Here is a 15,604-nt window from a genome sequence, read left to right as displayed (position 1 = left end):
TGGCGCAGTCGCTTTGCTGATCAGCGGCTAAGCAGCAGCTGTAACTGATTGCGGTTAGCCTCTTTGTCCAGACTATCAAATGGCAACAGGATATCGTCTTTACCATTGCCATTTAAGTCCATTACTCTTACCCGGCTGCTGTCGCGCGGTAAATCCAGGTTTAACCGTTCACTACGCCGGCTGAACAGCCGGCTGGCGTCGGGTTCATAAAACCGCAGCTGACGCCCACCCTCACCCACTACCAGGGTTTTCTTGCCATCAGCCGATAAGTTCGCCAGTTCAAATAACGGCATATCAAAACGCAAATTAGAAATGCTGACATCAATGGTTGCCTGCTGCCGGAAATCAGCCTTTGCCGGGTAACGCCGATTGTCATCCAGCAAATAAAAATCAATATCCAGATTAGCACTGCCGCGTAGCAATACCCGCACTATGGTACTGATACCAATATGGGTGGTGGGAATATAAAAATCTTTGCGGCCATCGCCATTAAAATCGGCAATCACTACATCAGTTGGCACAGAATCGATATTAATCTGGGTATCTGGCTGGGCATTAAACTGCAAGCCCTGCTCGGTTAACTGACCAAAATGCACTTCAAAACTGCTGCTTCTGTCCAGTGCATCAGCAATTTTTTCCCGGCTAAGCACCAAATCAGGAATGCCGTCCCCGTCCAGATCGGTAATGTCATTTAAACTTACAATGCTTTGACCGCCATAACTGCGCCCGGCATCAGAACGCTGATCGGCCTCACGCTCAGTGGATAAACTTACCGGCCAGTCCGGATAAAAGGGCGTGCTGCTGAAATTGCCATCGGCCTGCTGCAAAAACACTTTAAAACGGCCATTTTCGACAAACAGTAAATCGGTTAAGCCGCTACCATTCACGTCTAAGCTATAAAAACGCCGGGCACTGTAATCGGCCCTGTTGTTATTCCAGGTTTGTACCCGGGCTGTCACCGGCAGGGCAAAATGGCGGAAACTGCCATCGGCCTGCTGGCGGTATAAATGATAGTGCTGAAAATCGGGGAGCAGAAAGTCAGATAAACCAGAGCCTAAATCCAGGCTGAAATCGCGGCTACGCAGGCGTGCCTCATCTACCAGCCGGAACATAGAATCGCTGGCAAACAATAATTCGTTGCTATTGGTATTGCTGTCAAAACGATACACCCCCGCAGCACCCAGCAACACCAGTTGCGGCTTGGCATGTTGTGCCAGGGTAGCGGTGGTAAAATACTGCACATCGGCGGGTAGTGGCAGCAGCCTGCTGCTGTAGTCGGCTAAATCAATTTTAGTTAACCAGCGTTCAAACTGGTTAAAACCCGACACCAGTAAACTGTTGCTGTTATTCAGCTGCACTATGCTGCCATTCGCCGGATGCTCAAGCATAATGGTGGCTTTATCAAATTCTTTTGCCTGCAATGGTGCTGCTAATACTAAGTTTACTGTCAACGCTATGGCGCTGACTACCCCTGTTGCTCTCATAACACTCCTTTTCCACCCGGCGTTTTACCGTTTACACACTGATAATGTCCGCCGACTTAACCGGCGCTGCTGATTGTGACAGTATTTATCGGCAATAGTTTATTACTGTTATAGCAGTTGCAGGGATCAGTAACTCTACAAGTAGGTCAAAGTGTTAAAACATGTCAGCTAAGAATAGAACGAATGCAGCACATTAAATATAAACAAGGCCAGCCGGGTGCTGGCCTTGATAAAAGCGCTTATTACTTGGTATTAATGTGAATTAACGCGCATTAGTACTTTCAAAAATTTTATCCGCTGACGCTGCAACGAAGCCAGTGTATAGCATGCCGCAGCTCAGTGGATAACGGCGGGCGAATTCGTAAAAGCAGCTGGGGATAGTGGCTACCGTATCGCTGAATTGCACTTGGTGTAAATCAGCCAGGGTAGACGATTGCTCCAGATAAACATCCGGGGTGCCTTTAATTTCGCCACCTGAGGTATTCAGTAAAAAGCCGGCATGTTTCAGCGCGGTATTTACCTGCTCTAAGCTGTCGAAACTGGCCAGCTCGTTGACGCTAACGGTAAAGTGGTTGGCGCGATAGCCCCAGGCGGCAACCCAGGCGGCATATTCACTTTCTGCCAGCAGTTTTTCATAAGTGGCCTGGCTTACCTGCCAGTGAGTGCCACTGTATAAAAAGTTATCGGCTGTGACGGCTTCATCCGGAATTTGCGCAACCAGTTCAGTAATAGTGTCACGTAAGAACGCTGAGCATTTATCCAGCAACAGCTCAGAGATAAATACTTTTGGCTGGTTACGGTCCGGGTGCTCGAAATGCTTGGCGTACAGTTTTTTCGCTGCAAAGTGATACTCACCGCACTCTTCATAACCCAACGCCAGAAAATGCGCGGCCAGTTTAGCCAGGCCTACTTTTTCCAGGTTAAAGGTCCGCAGCGCGATATGGTCGTTTATCACATCATCCTGTTGTGACGAGCCCAGCAACTGGTGCACTTTTTTGGCCGACGGCGTTACCGCTACATAGTCTTGCCATAAGTTGGCGAACAGGGCATTTACATCAGTGTGCATATCTACTCCGGTTTAGGTCTAATCACAATTTTTAAAGGGTGGTATTAACTAACATCATTATACGGCAATGGCGGCTGTTCAGGCCTGATCCAGATTAATAAAACGCGCCATCTCGCCATCGCTAAGTTGCAGAGCCTCTGCCAGCTGTGGACTAAGTAACAAGGTATTACTTGCCTCATCAAAGCACGCGGCTTTGCCAAAACTAGCGCGAAAATCCTGTACGGCAGTATTGGCCACCGCCAGGGTATAATCCCCTTGCGTATCAGCGACAATTTTTACCGGCACTTTTTTGCTGGCCGCAACCGATTTAATCTGGCTAAGCGGCGCTTCTACTGTTGGCCCGGCATCGAACAAATCAATATAGCCTCGATGACTAAAGCCTTCTTTTTCCAGCATGCGCAGCGCTGGCTTGGTGTTTTCATGCACCTGGCCAATCACCGCCTGGGCGCTTGCTGGCAGCAAGCCAACATATATAGGGTGGCGAGGCATCAGCTCAGCAATAAAGGCCTTTTTACCCACGCCTATCAGCTGATCGGCAGTCGGAAAATCGATGGTTAAAAACAGCTGTTGCAGCCAGTGCCAGAATGGCGGCTGGCCGTCTTTATCGGCGGCACCGCGCATTTCGGCAATCACTTTGCTGGCAAAACGCTGGGGGTGCTCGGCCATAAATAAAAACCGCACCTTGGATAAAAAGCGGCCGGCATGGTTACGCCGGTAGCTTTCGCGCAGAAACAGCGTACAAATTTCTGAGGCGCCGGTATAGTCGTTACACAGAGTCAGGGTTTTCAGCTGGTTCATCACATTCAGCTCGGCACTGTGATGAATAACGGTGTTTTGCTGAAAATGATACAACGGGGTTTGCAGGCCTACTGCCGCTTCAATACCGGTAGTACCGACTATTTCACCGCTGCTGGTATCTTCCAGCACAAACAAATACCCCTGATCGCCCGGTTGCTTAACATCAGCCTTAAAGCTTTGCTCGGCATGCTTAATTTTCTGGGCTAAGCGCTCATCGTGCACTGGCAACGAGGTAAAGCCATGGCCAGATTCAATGGCTATTTGTTTTAACGCCGTAAAATCAGCGGCGGTAATAGGCCTGATAACCAGCATAAATTACGCCTGCTTTGCTGTAGGAGCGGCTATCTGAGCAATGGCCTGCTCCAACCGTGCCATACCTGCAACAATGTCGGCATCCGGAATAACCAGTGACGGCGCAAAGCGCACCACATTCATGCCGGCAACCAGCGTCATTACGCCATGCTCAGCGCCAGCCAGCATAATATCACGTGCTTTACCGGCATAATCAGCATTGAGTACGGCACCTATTAACAAGCCCATACCGCGTATTTCACTGAACAGCTGATATTTGTCATTGATCCGCTGCAATTCACGCTTAAACAGCTCTGCTTTATGTGTAACGCCGTTCAGTACTTCCGGGGTGTTAACGGTAGTGACCGCGGCCAACGCCACCGCACAAGCCAGCGGATTACCGCCATAGGTAGAGCCATGGGTGCCCACCACTAAATGCTTGGCAATCTCAGTGGTGGTTAACATGGCACCAATCGGAAACCCGCCGCCCAGCGCTTTGGCCGTGGTTAAAATGTCCGGGGTTACGCCATAGGCCATATAGGCATACAACTCACCCGTACGACCGACGCCGGTTTGCACTTCATCAAAAATCAATAAGGCATTGTTGGCATCACACAGCTCACGCACGCCTTTAATAAACTCCGCGGTAGCTGGCATGACCCCGCCCTCGCCTTGCATTGGTTCAACCATTACTGCGCAGGTATTGGCGTTGATCAGTGCTCTTAAGCTATCCAGGTTATTAAATTCAGCATGCTCGATGCCTTCCGGCTTCGGGCCAAAGCCATCTGAATAGGCTGGCTGGCCGCCAACGGTGACGGTAAAGAAGGTACGGCCATGAAAACCTTGTTTAAAGGCAATGATTTGATCTTTATGCTCGCCATATTTATCTTTGGCATAACGACGGGCCAGCTTTAACGCCGCCTCGTTCGCTTCGGCGCCCGAGTTGGCAAAATACACTTTTTCGGCAAAGGTATGATCAACCAGCGCTTTGGCCAGTAATAATGCCGGCTCATTGGTTAATACATTAGACAAATGCCACAGCTTGTCGGCCTGGGTTTTTAACGCGCCAACTAATGCCGGGTGGCAGTGGCCCAGACAGTTAACCGCAATACCACCGGCAAAATCGATATACTCTTTGCCGGCCTGATCCCACAATCTAGAGCCTTCGCCTTTTACCGGAATAATTTGCGCCGGCGCATAGTTAGGTACCATTACCTCATCAAACAAACTTCTGCTTACTACCATTTTTTAACCCTCTGCTGTTGCCAAGGCCCCGCTGCCGTTAATTTTAATGTTGGTGTTGACGGGGGCTGAATGAATACCACTATTATATTGGCTAGCTTTAGCAATGTGCAGTATCATTATTAACAATTTAACAGTTAATTACGTCATTTTGACGGAAGGATTTAGCAAAGTGTCAGTAAGCTCTCTTAAAAGCGTCATTACGAAAGAAGATGAAAAGCTGTTAGCTGTGCTGCAGCACAATGCCAGGGCCAGTATTTCTGATTTAGCCCGCCAGCTGAATTTGTCGCGCTCAACGGTGCAAACCCGCTTACAAAAGCTGGAATTAAGCGGCGTGATTAAAGGCTATACCGTAGAGTACGGCGATGAATATCTGGCCACTCTGGTGGCAGCACATGTCAGTATTAAGGTACGCCAGAAGCTAACCGCCCGCACTAATATTGAGCTTAAGCAAATACCCCAGGTTGCTGCGCTGTATGCCATTAGCGGCGAGTATGATTTAATTGCCATAGTGCAGGCACAAAATACCGAGCAGCTAAGCCATATTCTGGATGATATTGGTAACCTGGAAGGGGTGGAGCGCACTACTTCGTCGGTTATTCTGGAAACAAAGTTTAAGCGTTAACAGGCTACCAGCATAGCTGCTGGCCACCGCTTTGAGGGTATCAGCAAATACAACTCACTCAGAAAATAAGGCCCCACCGTCATGAACACTGAATTAATATGGGTATTGGCCATGTTGCTGCTATGTATGGGCTGCTTTGCTGTTAATAAACCCCGTACCGATGTGGTCGCCCTGCTGGTGCTGGTGATGTTTCCGCTGAGCGGCGTGCTGACACTGTCACAAACGCTGGCAGGCTTTAGTGATCCGGCAGTGATTCTGATTGCTGCTTTATTTGTGATGGGTGACGGCCTGGTCAGAACCGGTATTGTCTACCGCCTGGGAGACTGGCTGGTTCGGGTATCCGGCAACAGCGAAGTCAAATTGCTAATTTTGCTGATGCTGTCGGTGGCACTGATGGGATCAGTGATGAGTTCTACCGGCGTGGTCGCCATTTTTATTCCGGTGGTATTAAGTATTTGCGCCAGAATGAATATTGCCCCGGGCCGCTTGATGATGCCACTGGCCTTTGCTGCGCTGATCAGCGGTATGCAAACCCTGGTGGCGACGCCCCCTAATATGGTGGTGCACAGTGAATTGCAACGTAATGGTCTGGAGGGGTTTCAGTTTTTCAGCTTTACCCCCATTGGCCTGGTGGTACTGGTACTGGGCGTGGCATACATGCTGCTGGCACGACGCTGGCTGCAGCCCAAGCTGGCTGCGGGACAAAGCGGCGCACCACGGCTCACCCTCAGTGCGCTGGCACAAAGTTACCGTCTGCAGGAGCGGGAGCAGCGCTTTAAAGTGTTGTCCGGCTCGCCTTTACTGGAACAGCAACTGAATGAGCTGGCGTTACGCCAGCAATACGGCATTAATGTAGTGGCCATCGAACGCCAGCAAAAATTCCGTACCCTGTTGCTAAACGCCACTGGCAATACGCTGGTCGAACCCGCCGACATCTTACTGGTCGACCTGATTTATCCGGCACAGGATCTGCTACCCAGCTGCCGCGAACTGGGTCTGCAGCCGCTGCCGCTGGCTAATTCTTATTATTCGCTGCATGCGCATGAACTGGGGCTGGCCGAGATTGCCTTTCCACCCGAGTCAACATTGCCAGGCAAAACCATTCAGCAACTGGCGTTTCGCAGCCAGTATAAACTCAATGTGGTGGGACTGCGCCGCGGCGGTGAAGCCTTAGTCGGCGTGCTGGTTGATGAAAAGCTGCAGGCCACCGATAAACTGCTGGTGGCCGGTAACTGGCAGGATATTCACCGGCTGCAACAACAAAGCCGCGATTTTCTGGTGCTCAGCCTGCCGGCAGAAGTCGATGAAGTGACACCGGCGGCCCGCAAGGCGCCTCATGCGCTGCTTTGTCTGGCACTGATGGTGCTGTTGATGGTCAGCGGTCTGGTGCCTAATGTGATAGCGGCGCTGCTCAGCTGCCTGCTGATGGGCGCCCTGGGCTGTATTACCCCGAACAGTGCCTATAAAGCCATTCACTGGCCCAGTCTGATCCTGATTGTTGGCATGCTGCCCTTTGCCTTAGCCTTGCAGCAAACCGGCGGTATTGATCTGGCGGTGCACAGCTTGCTTTACCTGCTGGGTGACAGCGGTGACTATGCGCTGCTGGCGGCGTTGTTTGTGCTGACGGCTATTACCGGCTCTTTTATTTCGAATACCGCCACCGCCGTATTAATGGCACCGGTAGCGGTGTCGCTGGCCAATACCCTGGGAGCGTCACCCTATCCGTTTGCGATGATGGTCGCGCTGGCCGCCTCGGCGGCTTTTATGACACCAGTATCCTCACCGGTCAATACCCTGGTACTGGTGCCGGGCCAATACACATTTTTCGATTTTGTGCGTATCGGCGCCCCCTTTACGCTACTGGTGTTGCTGGTGAGTGTGCTGTTAGTCCCGCTGCTATTCCCACTATATCCGGCCTGATCCTATGTTAAAGTAGCATTTTTAACATGCCCGTCACTGTTAACGACTACTGAGAGCTAAAGATGCCTGAGCAAAAACCAGATGTCAGCCTGCGCGAAGCCTTCTGGTACTGGCTGAAACTGGGTTTTATCAGCTTTGGCGGCCCGGCCGGGCAACTGGGCATGATGCATCAGGAGCTGGTGGAAAAACGCCGCTGGATTTCGGAAAAGCGCTTTTTACACGCCTTAAACTACACTATGTTGCTGCCAGGGCCTGAGGCGCAGCAACTGGCCACCTATATTGGCTGGTTATTGCACGGTAAGCGCGGTGCCTTTATCGCCGGTGGGCTGTTTATTCTGCCCTCGTTTTTTATTTTATCTGCTCTGGCCTGGCTGTACCTGGCGCATGGTGATGTGCCGCTGCTGCAAGGTGTGTTGTACGGCATTAAGCCGGCGGTAACGGCAATAGTGCTGTTTGCCGCCTGGCGCCTGGCAAAGAAAACCCTGCATACTCCGGCGCTGGCTGCTTTGGCGCTGCTGGCGTTAATAGGTATTGCTGGCTTTAAGCTGCCCTTTCCGCTGATTGTATTTGCTGCCGCGCTAATTGGTTTGGTACTGATGACCTGGTTTCCAGCGCAACTTAAGGCGCCAGTGGCACACGCTCCTCAATCACCGCACGCTGCTGAAGCAGTGCAAGCCTCTCAGCCCGCCAACACGGTGCAAACTGCCGCCGTGATAAATGATCAAAGCGCGGTACCTGCCCGGCAACGCTTTAGCTGGCGTAAACTGATAGTGGCGTTAACCATTGGCATTGTTATCTGGCTGGCCGCTATTGGCCTGCTGACGGCTGTTTATGGCTGGCACAGCACCCAGACTCAGCTGGCCTGGTTTTTTACCAAGGCGGCGCTACTGACCTTTGGTGGCGCTTATGCGGTATTGCCTTATGTTTATCAGGCGGCTATCGAGCAATATCAATGGTTAACCGCGCTGCAAATGATTGACGGCCTGGCGCTGGGTGAAAGCACACCGGGGCCATTGATTATGGTGGTCACCTTTGTTGGTTTTATTGCCGGCTGGAGCCAGCAATTATTTGGCCCGGACAGTTTATTACAGGCCGGCATACTGGCCGCGGCCATTGTCACTTTTTTTACGTTTTTGCCCTCATTCCTGTTTATTATTGCCGGCGCCCCGCTGGTGGAGGCCAGTCGGCAGCAGGCGACATTTACCGGGCCGTTAACTGCGGTAACCGCAGCTGTGGTGGGAGTTATCGTTAATCTGGCATTGTTTTTTGGCTACTATGTGCTGTGGCCAGCGGGCTTAAGTAGCCAGGTTGATTGGGTTGCGTTGCTGCTGGGCTTAGTTGCCGGCCTGGCATTGTTTAAATTTGAACAAAGCATTATGCGGGTACTCTCAGGCGCAGCTATTGCCGGCATGCTGCTTAGCGTTTTATCACAAGTAGTGAGCTAAGCAGCACTTGCCGCAAACAAGTAATTACTTATGGCCGCAACAGCGTAACGGTGGCCGGCCTTGGCTGCTGCCATAGCGCAGGGGTGGCTTTTAAGTAATCGATTACCGCCAGCGCAGCAACTTTGCAGTCATTGCCCGCAATGTCACATGGCAAACCCACTACCTGCTGATAGTGCGGTACAAAAGCTTGCTGGCCACTGCTATCGGTTATTGCTTGCACCCGGCTCAGCGGATATATCGCCAGTTGCTGCTGCTCTATGATTAAATCAATGCGATCAGTGCTGTGCTGCTGCACCTGCTGTAACCGCTGCCAGCCATCATTGCCGTTGGCTAAATAATTGGTGGTGGCCAGGCTGTATGTTGCAGCAGGCTCTATATCCTGCCAGCGCTCTGCTTGCCACCATTGCAGTTGCGTCAGTACCGCCTGACCATCCGCATTCTCGCGGGCAACATAGCGTAAATGGCTAGCGTACGGAAACTTTCCAGCATGGGCGCCTGCGGGCAAGGTAGCGCTGATCACCTCATGCAATAACTCAGTTAGCTCAGCGCCGGTTAGCGTCAAAATGCTTAGCGGCGCATCAAAGGGTAATACCTCTAAGCGGATATGCCCTTCATATATGGCACCCGCCTCCAGACTCGCCCGGATATTGCCGGCGCCAATTAAGGTAAAATCAACCTGTCGGCCGGTTTTCGCCCGCACTGCCGGCTGGTTTAGCCAATAATACATAGCATCAGTAATATGGCCGGCCAGCACCGAACCATGCTGATCGCTGCCGCCAGTGCCGGGTAAACGAACATGGTTAATGCTTTGCTCGCTAACGCTGATTTGCGCGCCATAGGCCTTTTGCACTGCTGGTAAGTAAACCGTGTTCAATATCTGGCGCAGCTCTGGGTCTTCTTCCGTTATCGCGGTACGTGCAAGCCGGTTGATATAGCTTTCTGTCGTGGCCTGCTCGCTTGCTGCAAGGCGGCTATCTTCACTGCGCAGTGCCAACGTAAAATAATCACGACTGGCCAGTAAGGTGTTTTCGCCATAGCACTGGGTTAAGCGCCCGGCGCTATCAAATTTAAGCTCTGCCGCGCCTACCGCCTGCGCAAACTGGCCGGCTTGCACGATACAGGTCTGGCCAAAGCCATCCGGGTTAGCCACCAGCTCGGCGTACGGTGCTTGCAGGCCAAGATACCAGTGCCTGAAATCGCCCAGCAAACTATGCGAATGGCCACCGACTATCAGATCAATACCATTAACCTGCTGTGCTAAACGTAAATCACGTTGATGGCCCAAATGGGTTAGCGCAATAATGTGCTTAATGCCCTGTGCCTGCAGATAGTCGACTGTCGCCTGGGCCGCCGCCACCTCAGCAGCAAATACCAGCTCACCGGTAGCGGGCACCATGCTGCGCATATCTTCCAGTGCTAAACCAAACACCGCAACAATGGTTTTGCCTGCCGCTTCGGCCATATTACTGACCGCAAGCAGCGCGGGGCCGTCAATGGCAAACAGCTGGTAGCTTTTTAAGTTAGTCACATTAACCAGCGCTGGCTCAGCACTGCTGTCCACATTAGCCGCCAGCAACGGAAAATTAATATTACTGGCAAAATCAGCCAGCTTAGCCAGGCCTATATCAAACTCGTGGTTGCCTAATGCCATCGCATGCAGGCCCATCCGGTTTAAAATGTCGATATTGATTTTTTGCTCAAACAGCTCGAAATAGGCGCTGCCTTTAAAGGCATCACCACCATGTAAAAATAACGACGCAATACCGTTGGCTGTTGCCTCAGCCTGGAATTGCCGGGCTTTAGTTAATAGCCGCGGATGGCCGCCAATAAAAGTATATAAAGGCGTACCTGCAGGCCCCATTACTCTGGCAGGAGTGGCATCAAACTGGGAGTGGGTGTCGTTAATATGCACAATACTAAGACGTAGCGTATCGTCTGGCGTGGTTTGACTACTACATCCTGCTACCAGCAATGATGCCAGCAGCATTAACACCGCAACACGGCAGAACGATGGCACAGCGGTCATAATACCGCCCGCAGTTTTTCTGCCAGTACTTTAATTTCATCCATATCGCCCTGCTCGGCACCATGGCGTTTTAACTGCGATAAATGGGCCGGAATAAGATGAAAATGCAGATGCGGCACCGTCTGGCCAGCCTCTTCGCCATTTAGCTGCATTACGACGATACCTTTAGCACCCAACTCAGATTTTTGTGCGGCCATCACTTTTTGCACGGTTTGCAGGGTTTTGGCCGCTTTATCTGCCGGTAAATCCAGCAAGGTTACCGCGGGATGTTTTGGGATCACCAGCGCATGGCCATGAGCCTGCGGCATAATGTCCATAAAGGCCAGGGTGTCGTCGTCTTCATAAATTTTAAAGCAGGGAATTTCGCCTCGCAGAATTTTGGCGAAAATATTATTGGTATCGTAGCTCATGCAATACTCCTTGTTGCGGGAAGATCCAAGTGTTGATTAAAGGATACTGGTTTGATTATGCCAGTTTTGACAGCAAAAATACCAGTGCCTCGTTAACTGATGGTAACCAAAACGCGGGCTGGAACCCCGTTTTGGTCGCCACAGAGTGTCTGAGCGAGCGCGCCAGCGCGAACGAGTTGCTGTGGCGAGCCAAAGCGGGTGTTGCAGCAAAGCGTTTTTAACAACTCAAATAATTGGCGTGAAAGCGCAAGTGCTGCTCGATAAAACTGGCGATAAAATAGTAGCTATGGTCATAGCCTGGCTGCAGCCGGATCTGCGCGTTACTACCGCTTTGCTCTGCCGCGGCAATTAAACTGTCGGTGCGCAATTGCTGCGGATAAAAGTTATCTGCAGTACCCTGATCGACCAGGATTGGCTTGGCTTGTTGGGTTTTCGCTAATAACTCTGCGGCATCGTAATGCACCCATTGGCTTTGATCATCGCCCAAATAGCCATTAAAAGCTTTAATGCCCCAGGGGCTGTTAATCGGGTTACATATCGGGGAAAAGGCTGATATTGAGCGATAACGCTCAGGGTTACGCAGGCCAATCACCAGCGCACCGTGGCCGCCCATTGAATGGCCACTGATACTGCGTACAGCCGTTATTGGCAACTGAGCTTCAACCAGCGCCGGCAGCTCACTGACAATATAGTCATACATCTGGTAGTTTTTTACAAAAGGCTCACGGGTAGCATTTACGTAAAAGCCAGCACCTAACCCAAAATCATAAGCGCCGTCTGAATCATCCGGCACACTTTCGCCACGTGGGCTGGTATCAGGAATAATCAGTGCTATGCCCAACTCGGCCGCAACCCGCTGCGCGCCGGCTTTACCGGAAAAGTTTTCATCAGTGCAAGTAAGGCCTGATAGCCAGTACAGCGCCGGTACCTTGCGGGTCTCCGCCTGGGGGGGCAAAAATACCGAGAACTGCATTTCACAGTTGGTTACGGCTGACTGATGTTTAAAGCGGAGTTGTTTACCGCCAAAGCAAAGTTGTTCGCTAACCTTGGTTGATGCTGAAGTTGTCATAGGCTTTTCCTTACTGATGACGACCAGAGAGGATTAGAACCCCGTTCTGGTCGCCACAGAGTGTCTGAAAGAAACCAGCAAAGGCGACAAATTCGTCAGGAACGAATTTGAACAGCTTCAGCTGGCCTCCGGTGTCGGGCAGGATAGCCCGGCATAGTTGCTGTGGCAAGCCAGGGCGGGCGTTGTAATACGTCCTACCTAAGATCAACTTAAAAATGAATCACGGTACGGATCGACTTACCTTCATGCATTAAATCAAAGGCTTCGTTAATCCGCTCCAGTGGCATCGTGTGGGTAATAAAGGTATCCAGCTCAAACTCGCCTTTTAAATAGCGCTCGACATAATCTGGCAGTTCGCTGCGCCCTTTTACGCCGCCAAAAGCGGTACCGCGCCATACCCGGCCGGTCACCAACTGAAACGGCCGGGTTGAAATTTCCTGGCCAGCACCGGCCACACCAATAATCACCGACTCGCCCCAGCCCTTATGGCAGCATTCCAGCGCCGAGCGCATCACATTAACGTTGCCGATACACTCAAAGGAAAAATCGACACCGCCATCGGTCATCTCAACAATCACCTCCTGAATCGGCTTATCGAATTTTTTCGGGTTTATCACATCAGTGGCACCCAGCTTTTTGGCAATATCAAACTTATCTTCGTTAATATCAATGGCAATAATCCGGCTGGCTTTAGCCATTACCGCGCCAATAATGGCTGATAAACCAATACCGCCCAGGCCAAATACCGCTACGGTATCGCCCTCTTTCACTTTTGCCGTATTCATTACTGCGCCCATGCCGGTGGTAACGCCACAGCCAAGCAGGCAAACTTTTTCCAGCGGTGCTTCTTTATTAATTTTTGCCAGGGAGATTTCCGGCAGCACTGTGTACTCCGAGAAGGTAGAAGTGCCCATATAGTGGTAAATTGGCTTACCGTCTTTTGAAAACCGGGTAGTACCGTCTGGCATTAAACCTTTGCCCTGGGTAGCACGAATCGCCTGACACAGGTTAGTTTTGCCGGATAAACAAAACTTACATTTACCACACTCCGGTGTATAGAGCGGAATAACATGATCGCCCACCGCCACTGAAGTAACGCCCTCGCCTACGGCCTCAACAATACCACCGCCTTCATGGCCTAAAATCGCCGGGAAAATGCCTTCAGGATCCTCGCCTGACAAGGTAAAGGCATCGGTATGACAGACGCCACTGGCGATAATTTTTACCAGTACTTCACCTTTTTGTGGTGGCATTAAATCCACTTCTTCAATCGATAATGGCTGGCCTGGGCCCCAGGCCACGGCGGCGCGGGTTTTAATCATCTTCATAAGGTATCCTTTTAACAACTCGGCAATTTAAAATTTAACGGCTATAACTATAACGCGTTTTTTATCTTTTCCATATCAGGGTTAATACAGATAAAATGCAAATTAGTTTTGCGAATTTGCAACAATAACGTTGTGAAGGCTGCGGTTAGAACCCCGATCTGGGCACCACAGAGTGTCTGAGTGAGCGTGCCAGCGCGAGCGAGTTGCTGTGGTGAGCCAGGACGGGCGTTGTAACGCAAGCAGCCTGGGATAAATAAGCAGCTACTATGAGAAACTTATGAAACAATGGACCGGAATTAGCGAATTTGTCGCCGTGGCTGATCACCACAGCTTTACTAAAGCTGCAAAACAGCTGGGTATTTCAGTGGCTCAGGTCAGCCGCAATATTGCCGAGCTGGAGCAGCAACTGGCTATTAAGCTGTTGTATCGCACCACCCGCAATGTCAACCTGACCGAAGAAGGCAGCCTGTATTTACAGCATTGCCGCCATTTGGTCAGTAGCCTGGAGGAAGCTAACCGTACCCTGGCAAATTTAAAGGCCACACCCCGCGGGTTAATTAAACTCACCGCGCCGGTATTTTATGGTGAAACCCGCATCGCGCCGCTGCTACATGATTTTTTAAAGCTTTACCCTGATACCGAACTGGATTTACAACTATCGAACAATAAGCTCGATTTAATTCAGGGCGGTTTTGACCTGGCGATCCGGCTGGGTACCTTGGAAAGCTCCAGCCTGATCGCCCGCAAATTGGCCAGCCGCACCCAATACGTGGTGGCCTCACCGGCTTATCTGGCAGAGCATGGCATACCGCTGACGATTGATGATCTGGCAGCGCATCAGTGTTTAACCGGCACCGTAGCGCAGTGGCGCTTTAGCCAACAGGGTAAAATATTGCAATTTAAACCACAGGGCCGGATTAACTGTAATAGTGGCGTGGCGCTGCTCGATGCCGCATTAAAAGGCTTGGGTTTGGTGCAACTACCCGACTACTACCTGCAAGATAAACTGCAAAGCGGTGAACTGGTGGCGGTGCTGAACGCACTGCGCCAACCGGATGATGGCATTTGGGCAATCTATCCGCAAAACCGCCATTTATCGGCCAAGGTACGGGTACTGGTCGACTTTCTGGCTGCTAAACTTGCGTAATAGCCGCTTTACAGCAAGCCGGCTGGTTGCTTATACACTGTTATGATAACGTCTGAACCAATGACATTAACCAGGCAAATTGCGAGGTATCGCCAGCATGCCCAACCTGAAAATTGATTTAGTATCTGATATTGCCTGCCCCTGGTGTGCAATAGGTTACGCCCGGCTGCAGCAGGCACTGGCTTCGTTGCCAGATCTTAGCGTTGAACTGGAGTGGCATGCCTTTGAACTGAACCCGGATAAAAATGCACCGCAAGAACCGATATTGCCGGCACTAAGTCGCAAATATGGCCGCAGTGAAGATGAAATGCGCGCTGCCCAGGCCAATATGATGAATATTGCTGCCAAGCTTGGTCTTAATTTTCACAAAATGCAGCAACGTTTTACCTGCAATACCTTTGATGCCCACCGCCTGGTGAAATGGGCGGCCACCGAAAATAAAGCAACAGAGATGAAGCAGGCTTTATTTGACGCTTACTTTGGTGAAGCAAAAGATGTTTCAGACAAAGAGGTGTTAGCGGCTTGCGCGGCACAGGCTGGATTGGACAAAGCGGAAGCGCAGCGGATCCTGACAGGTAATGACTACGCTGATACTGTGACAACAGATATTGCCAAATACCAGCAGGCTGGCATTTCATCTGTACCGGCCTTTATTATTAACAATAAATACCTGATTTCCGGCGCCCAGGAGCCAGAGCAACTGGCTCAATCGCTGCAACAAATCGCCAGCGAAAGTGCTTAAGCACCGGCAAA

At 51.0% G+C, this 15,604-nt stretch carries 14 protein-coding genes; 6 read left to right on the top strand and 8 right to left on the bottom strand.

What is annotated here, in order from left to right; genetic code table 11:
• Positions 1-20 precede the first annotated feature (20 nt).
• The 4 genes from WG68_RS06985 to WG68_RS06970 form a co-directional block, all read right to left on the bottom strand.
• Positions 21-1,484: an FG-GAP repeat domain-containing protein gene (locus tag WG68_RS06985; RefSeq protein ID WP_046556956.1), complete on the bottom strand. Its 1,464-nt coding sequence runs from the start codon at positions 1,482-1,484 to the stop codon at positions 21-23.
• Positions 1,485-1,746: 262 nt separating this feature from the next.
• Positions 1,747-2,550 (bottom strand): DUF1338 domain-containing protein, encoded by an 804-nt coding sequence (locus WG68_RS06980; protein ID WP_046556955.1) that lies wholly within the window; start codon positions 2,548-2,550, stop codon positions 1,747-1,749.
• Between the two features lie 78 nt (positions 2,551-2,628).
• The gene (gene astA / locus WG68_RS06975; RefSeq protein ID WP_046556954.1) at positions 2,629-3,660 is read right to left on the bottom strand and encodes an arginine N-succinyltransferase; all 1,032 of its coding nucleotides are present in this window, start codon (positions 3,658-3,660) and stop codon (positions 2,629-2,631) included.
• A 3-nt stretch (positions 3,661-3,663) separates the two neighbouring features.
• On the bottom strand, positions 3,664-4,884 hold the full coding sequence (locus tag WG68_RS06970) for an aspartate aminotransferase family protein (protein ID WP_046556953.1): 1,221 nt from the start codon (positions 4,882-4,884) through the stop codon (positions 3,664-3,666).
• Between the two features lie 169 nt (positions 4,885-5,053).
• Between WG68_RS06970 and WG68_RS06965 the strand changes: the two genes are divergently transcribed.
• The 3 genes from WG68_RS06965 (at position 5,054) to chrA (ending at position 8,871) form a co-directional block, all read left to right on the top strand.
• Positions 5,054-5,506, top strand: a complete 453-nt coding sequence (locus WG68_RS06965; protein WP_046557053.1) for an Lrp/AsnC family transcriptional regulator — start codon at positions 5,054-5,056, stop codon at positions 5,504-5,506.
• Between the two features lie 81 nt (positions 5,507-5,587).
• Complete coding sequence (locus WG68_RS06960) at positions 5,588-7,426, top strand: SLC13 family permease (protein ID WP_046556952.1); 1,839 nt, start codon at positions 5,588-5,590, stop codon at positions 7,424-7,426.
• 62 nt (positions 7,427-7,488) lie between these two features.
• Positions 7,489-8,871, top strand: coding sequence for a chromate efflux transporter (gene chrA / locus WG68_RS06955; protein ID WP_046556951.1), 1,383 nt, complete (start codon positions 7,489-7,491; stop codon positions 8,869-8,871).
• Between the two features lie 28 nt (positions 8,872-8,899).
• Here chrA and WG68_RS06950 read toward each other — a convergent pair whose 3' ends face one another.
• Positions 8,900-10,897, bottom strand: a complete 1,998-nt coding sequence (locus tag WG68_RS06950) for a bifunctional metallophosphatase/5'-nucleotidase (protein WP_046556950.1) — start codon at positions 10,895-10,897, stop codon at positions 8,900-8,902.
• Entirely contained in the window at positions 10,894-11,307 is a 414-nt protein-coding gene (locus WG68_RS06945; RefSeq protein WP_046556949.1) for an HIT family protein, read from the bottom strand. Before WG68_RS06945 ends, WG68_RS06950 begins: the two co-directional genes overlap by 4 nt.
• A 29-nt stretch (positions 11,308-11,336) precedes the next feature.
• Here WG68_RS06945 and WG68_RS06940 point away from each other — a divergent pair, with 29 nt between their 5' ends.
• A complete protein-coding gene (locus WG68_RS06940) occupies positions 11,337-11,528 on the top strand; it encodes a hypothetical protein (protein WP_046556948.1) in 192 nt (63 codons plus the stop codon).
• Here the strand turns inward: WG68_RS06940 and fghA are convergent.
• Together fghA and WG68_RS06925 are read right to left on the bottom strand one after the other, a co-directional pair.
• On the bottom strand, positions 11,525-12,376 hold the full coding sequence (fghA, locus tag WG68_RS06935) for an S-formylglutathione hydrolase (protein ID WP_046556947.1): 852 nt from the start codon (positions 12,374-12,376) through the stop codon (positions 11,525-11,527). The genes WG68_RS06940 and fghA overlap by 4 nt on opposite strands.
• A gap of 209 nt (positions 12,377-12,585) precedes the next feature.
• Complete coding sequence (locus tag WG68_RS06925) at positions 12,586-13,695, bottom strand: S-(hydroxymethyl)glutathione dehydrogenase/class III alcohol dehydrogenase (RefSeq protein ID WP_456059088.1); 1,110 nt, start codon at positions 13,693-13,695, stop codon at positions 12,586-12,588.
• 286 nt (positions 13,696-13,981) lie between these two features.
• Between WG68_RS06925 and WG68_RS06920 the strand changes: the two genes are divergently transcribed.
• Entirely contained in the window at positions 13,982-14,851 is an 870-nt protein-coding gene (locus WG68_RS06920; RefSeq protein WP_046556944.1) for a LysR family transcriptional regulator, read from the top strand.
• 97 nt (positions 14,852-14,948) lie between these two features.
• Positions 14,949-15,593 carry a DsbA family oxidoreductase gene (locus WG68_RS06915; RefSeq protein WP_046556943.1) on the top strand — a complete coding sequence of 215 codons (645 nt, stop codon included), beginning with the start codon at positions 14,949-14,951 and terminating at the stop codon, positions 15,591-15,593.
• Positions 15,594-15,604: the final 11 nt, after the last annotated feature.

It is taken from the genome of Arsukibacterium ikkense (genome assembly GCF_000987775.1).
GTDB lineage: Bacteria > Pseudomonadota > Gammaproteobacteria > Enterobacterales > Alteromonadaceae > Alishewanella > Alishewanella ikkense.
Note: the sequence above shows the minus strand (reverse complement) of the source record. Positions and strands in the feature narration are given on the sequence as shown.

Coding starts and splice junctions, on each gene's coding strand:
- WG68_RS06985 (WP_046556956.1), bottom strand. CDS start 1,484: ATGAGAGCAACAGGGGTAGTCAGCGCCATAGCGTTGACAGTAAACTTA.
- WG68_RS06980 (WP_046556955.1), bottom strand. CDS start 2,550: ATGCACACTGATGTAAATGCCCTGTTCGCCAACTTATGGCAAGACTAT.
- astA (WP_046556954.1), bottom strand. CDS start 3,660: ATGCTGGTTATCAGGCCTATTACCGCCGCTGATTTTACGGCGTTAAAA.
- WG68_RS06970 (WP_046556953.1), bottom strand. CDS start 4,884: ATGGTAGTAAGCAGAAGTTTGTTTGATGAGGTAATGGTACCTAACTAT.
- WG68_RS06960 (WP_046556952.1), top strand. CDS start 5,588: ATGAACACTGAATTAATATGGGTATTGGCCATGTTGCTGCTATGTATG.
- chrA (WP_046556951.1), top strand. CDS start 7,489: ATGCCTGAGCAAAAACCAGATGTCAGCCTGCGCGAAGCCTTCTGGTAC.
- WG68_RS06950 (WP_046556950.1), bottom strand. CDS start 10,897: ATGACCGCTGTGCCATCGTTCTGCCGTGTTGCGGTGTTAATGCTGCTG.
- WG68_RS06945 (WP_046556949.1), bottom strand. CDS start 11,307: ATGAGCTACGATACCAATAATATTTTCGCCAAAATTCTGCGAGGCGAA.
- fghA (WP_046556947.1), bottom strand. CDS start 12,376: ATGACAACTTCAGCATCAACCAAGGTTAGCGAACAACTTTGCTTTGGC.
- WG68_RS06920 (WP_046556944.1), top strand. CDS start 13,982: ATGAAACAATGGACCGGAATTAGCGAATTTGTCGCCGTGGCTGATCAC.
- WG68_RS06915 (WP_046556943.1), top strand. CDS start 14,949: ATGCCCAACCTGAAAATTGATTTAGTATCTGATATTGCCTGCCCCTGG.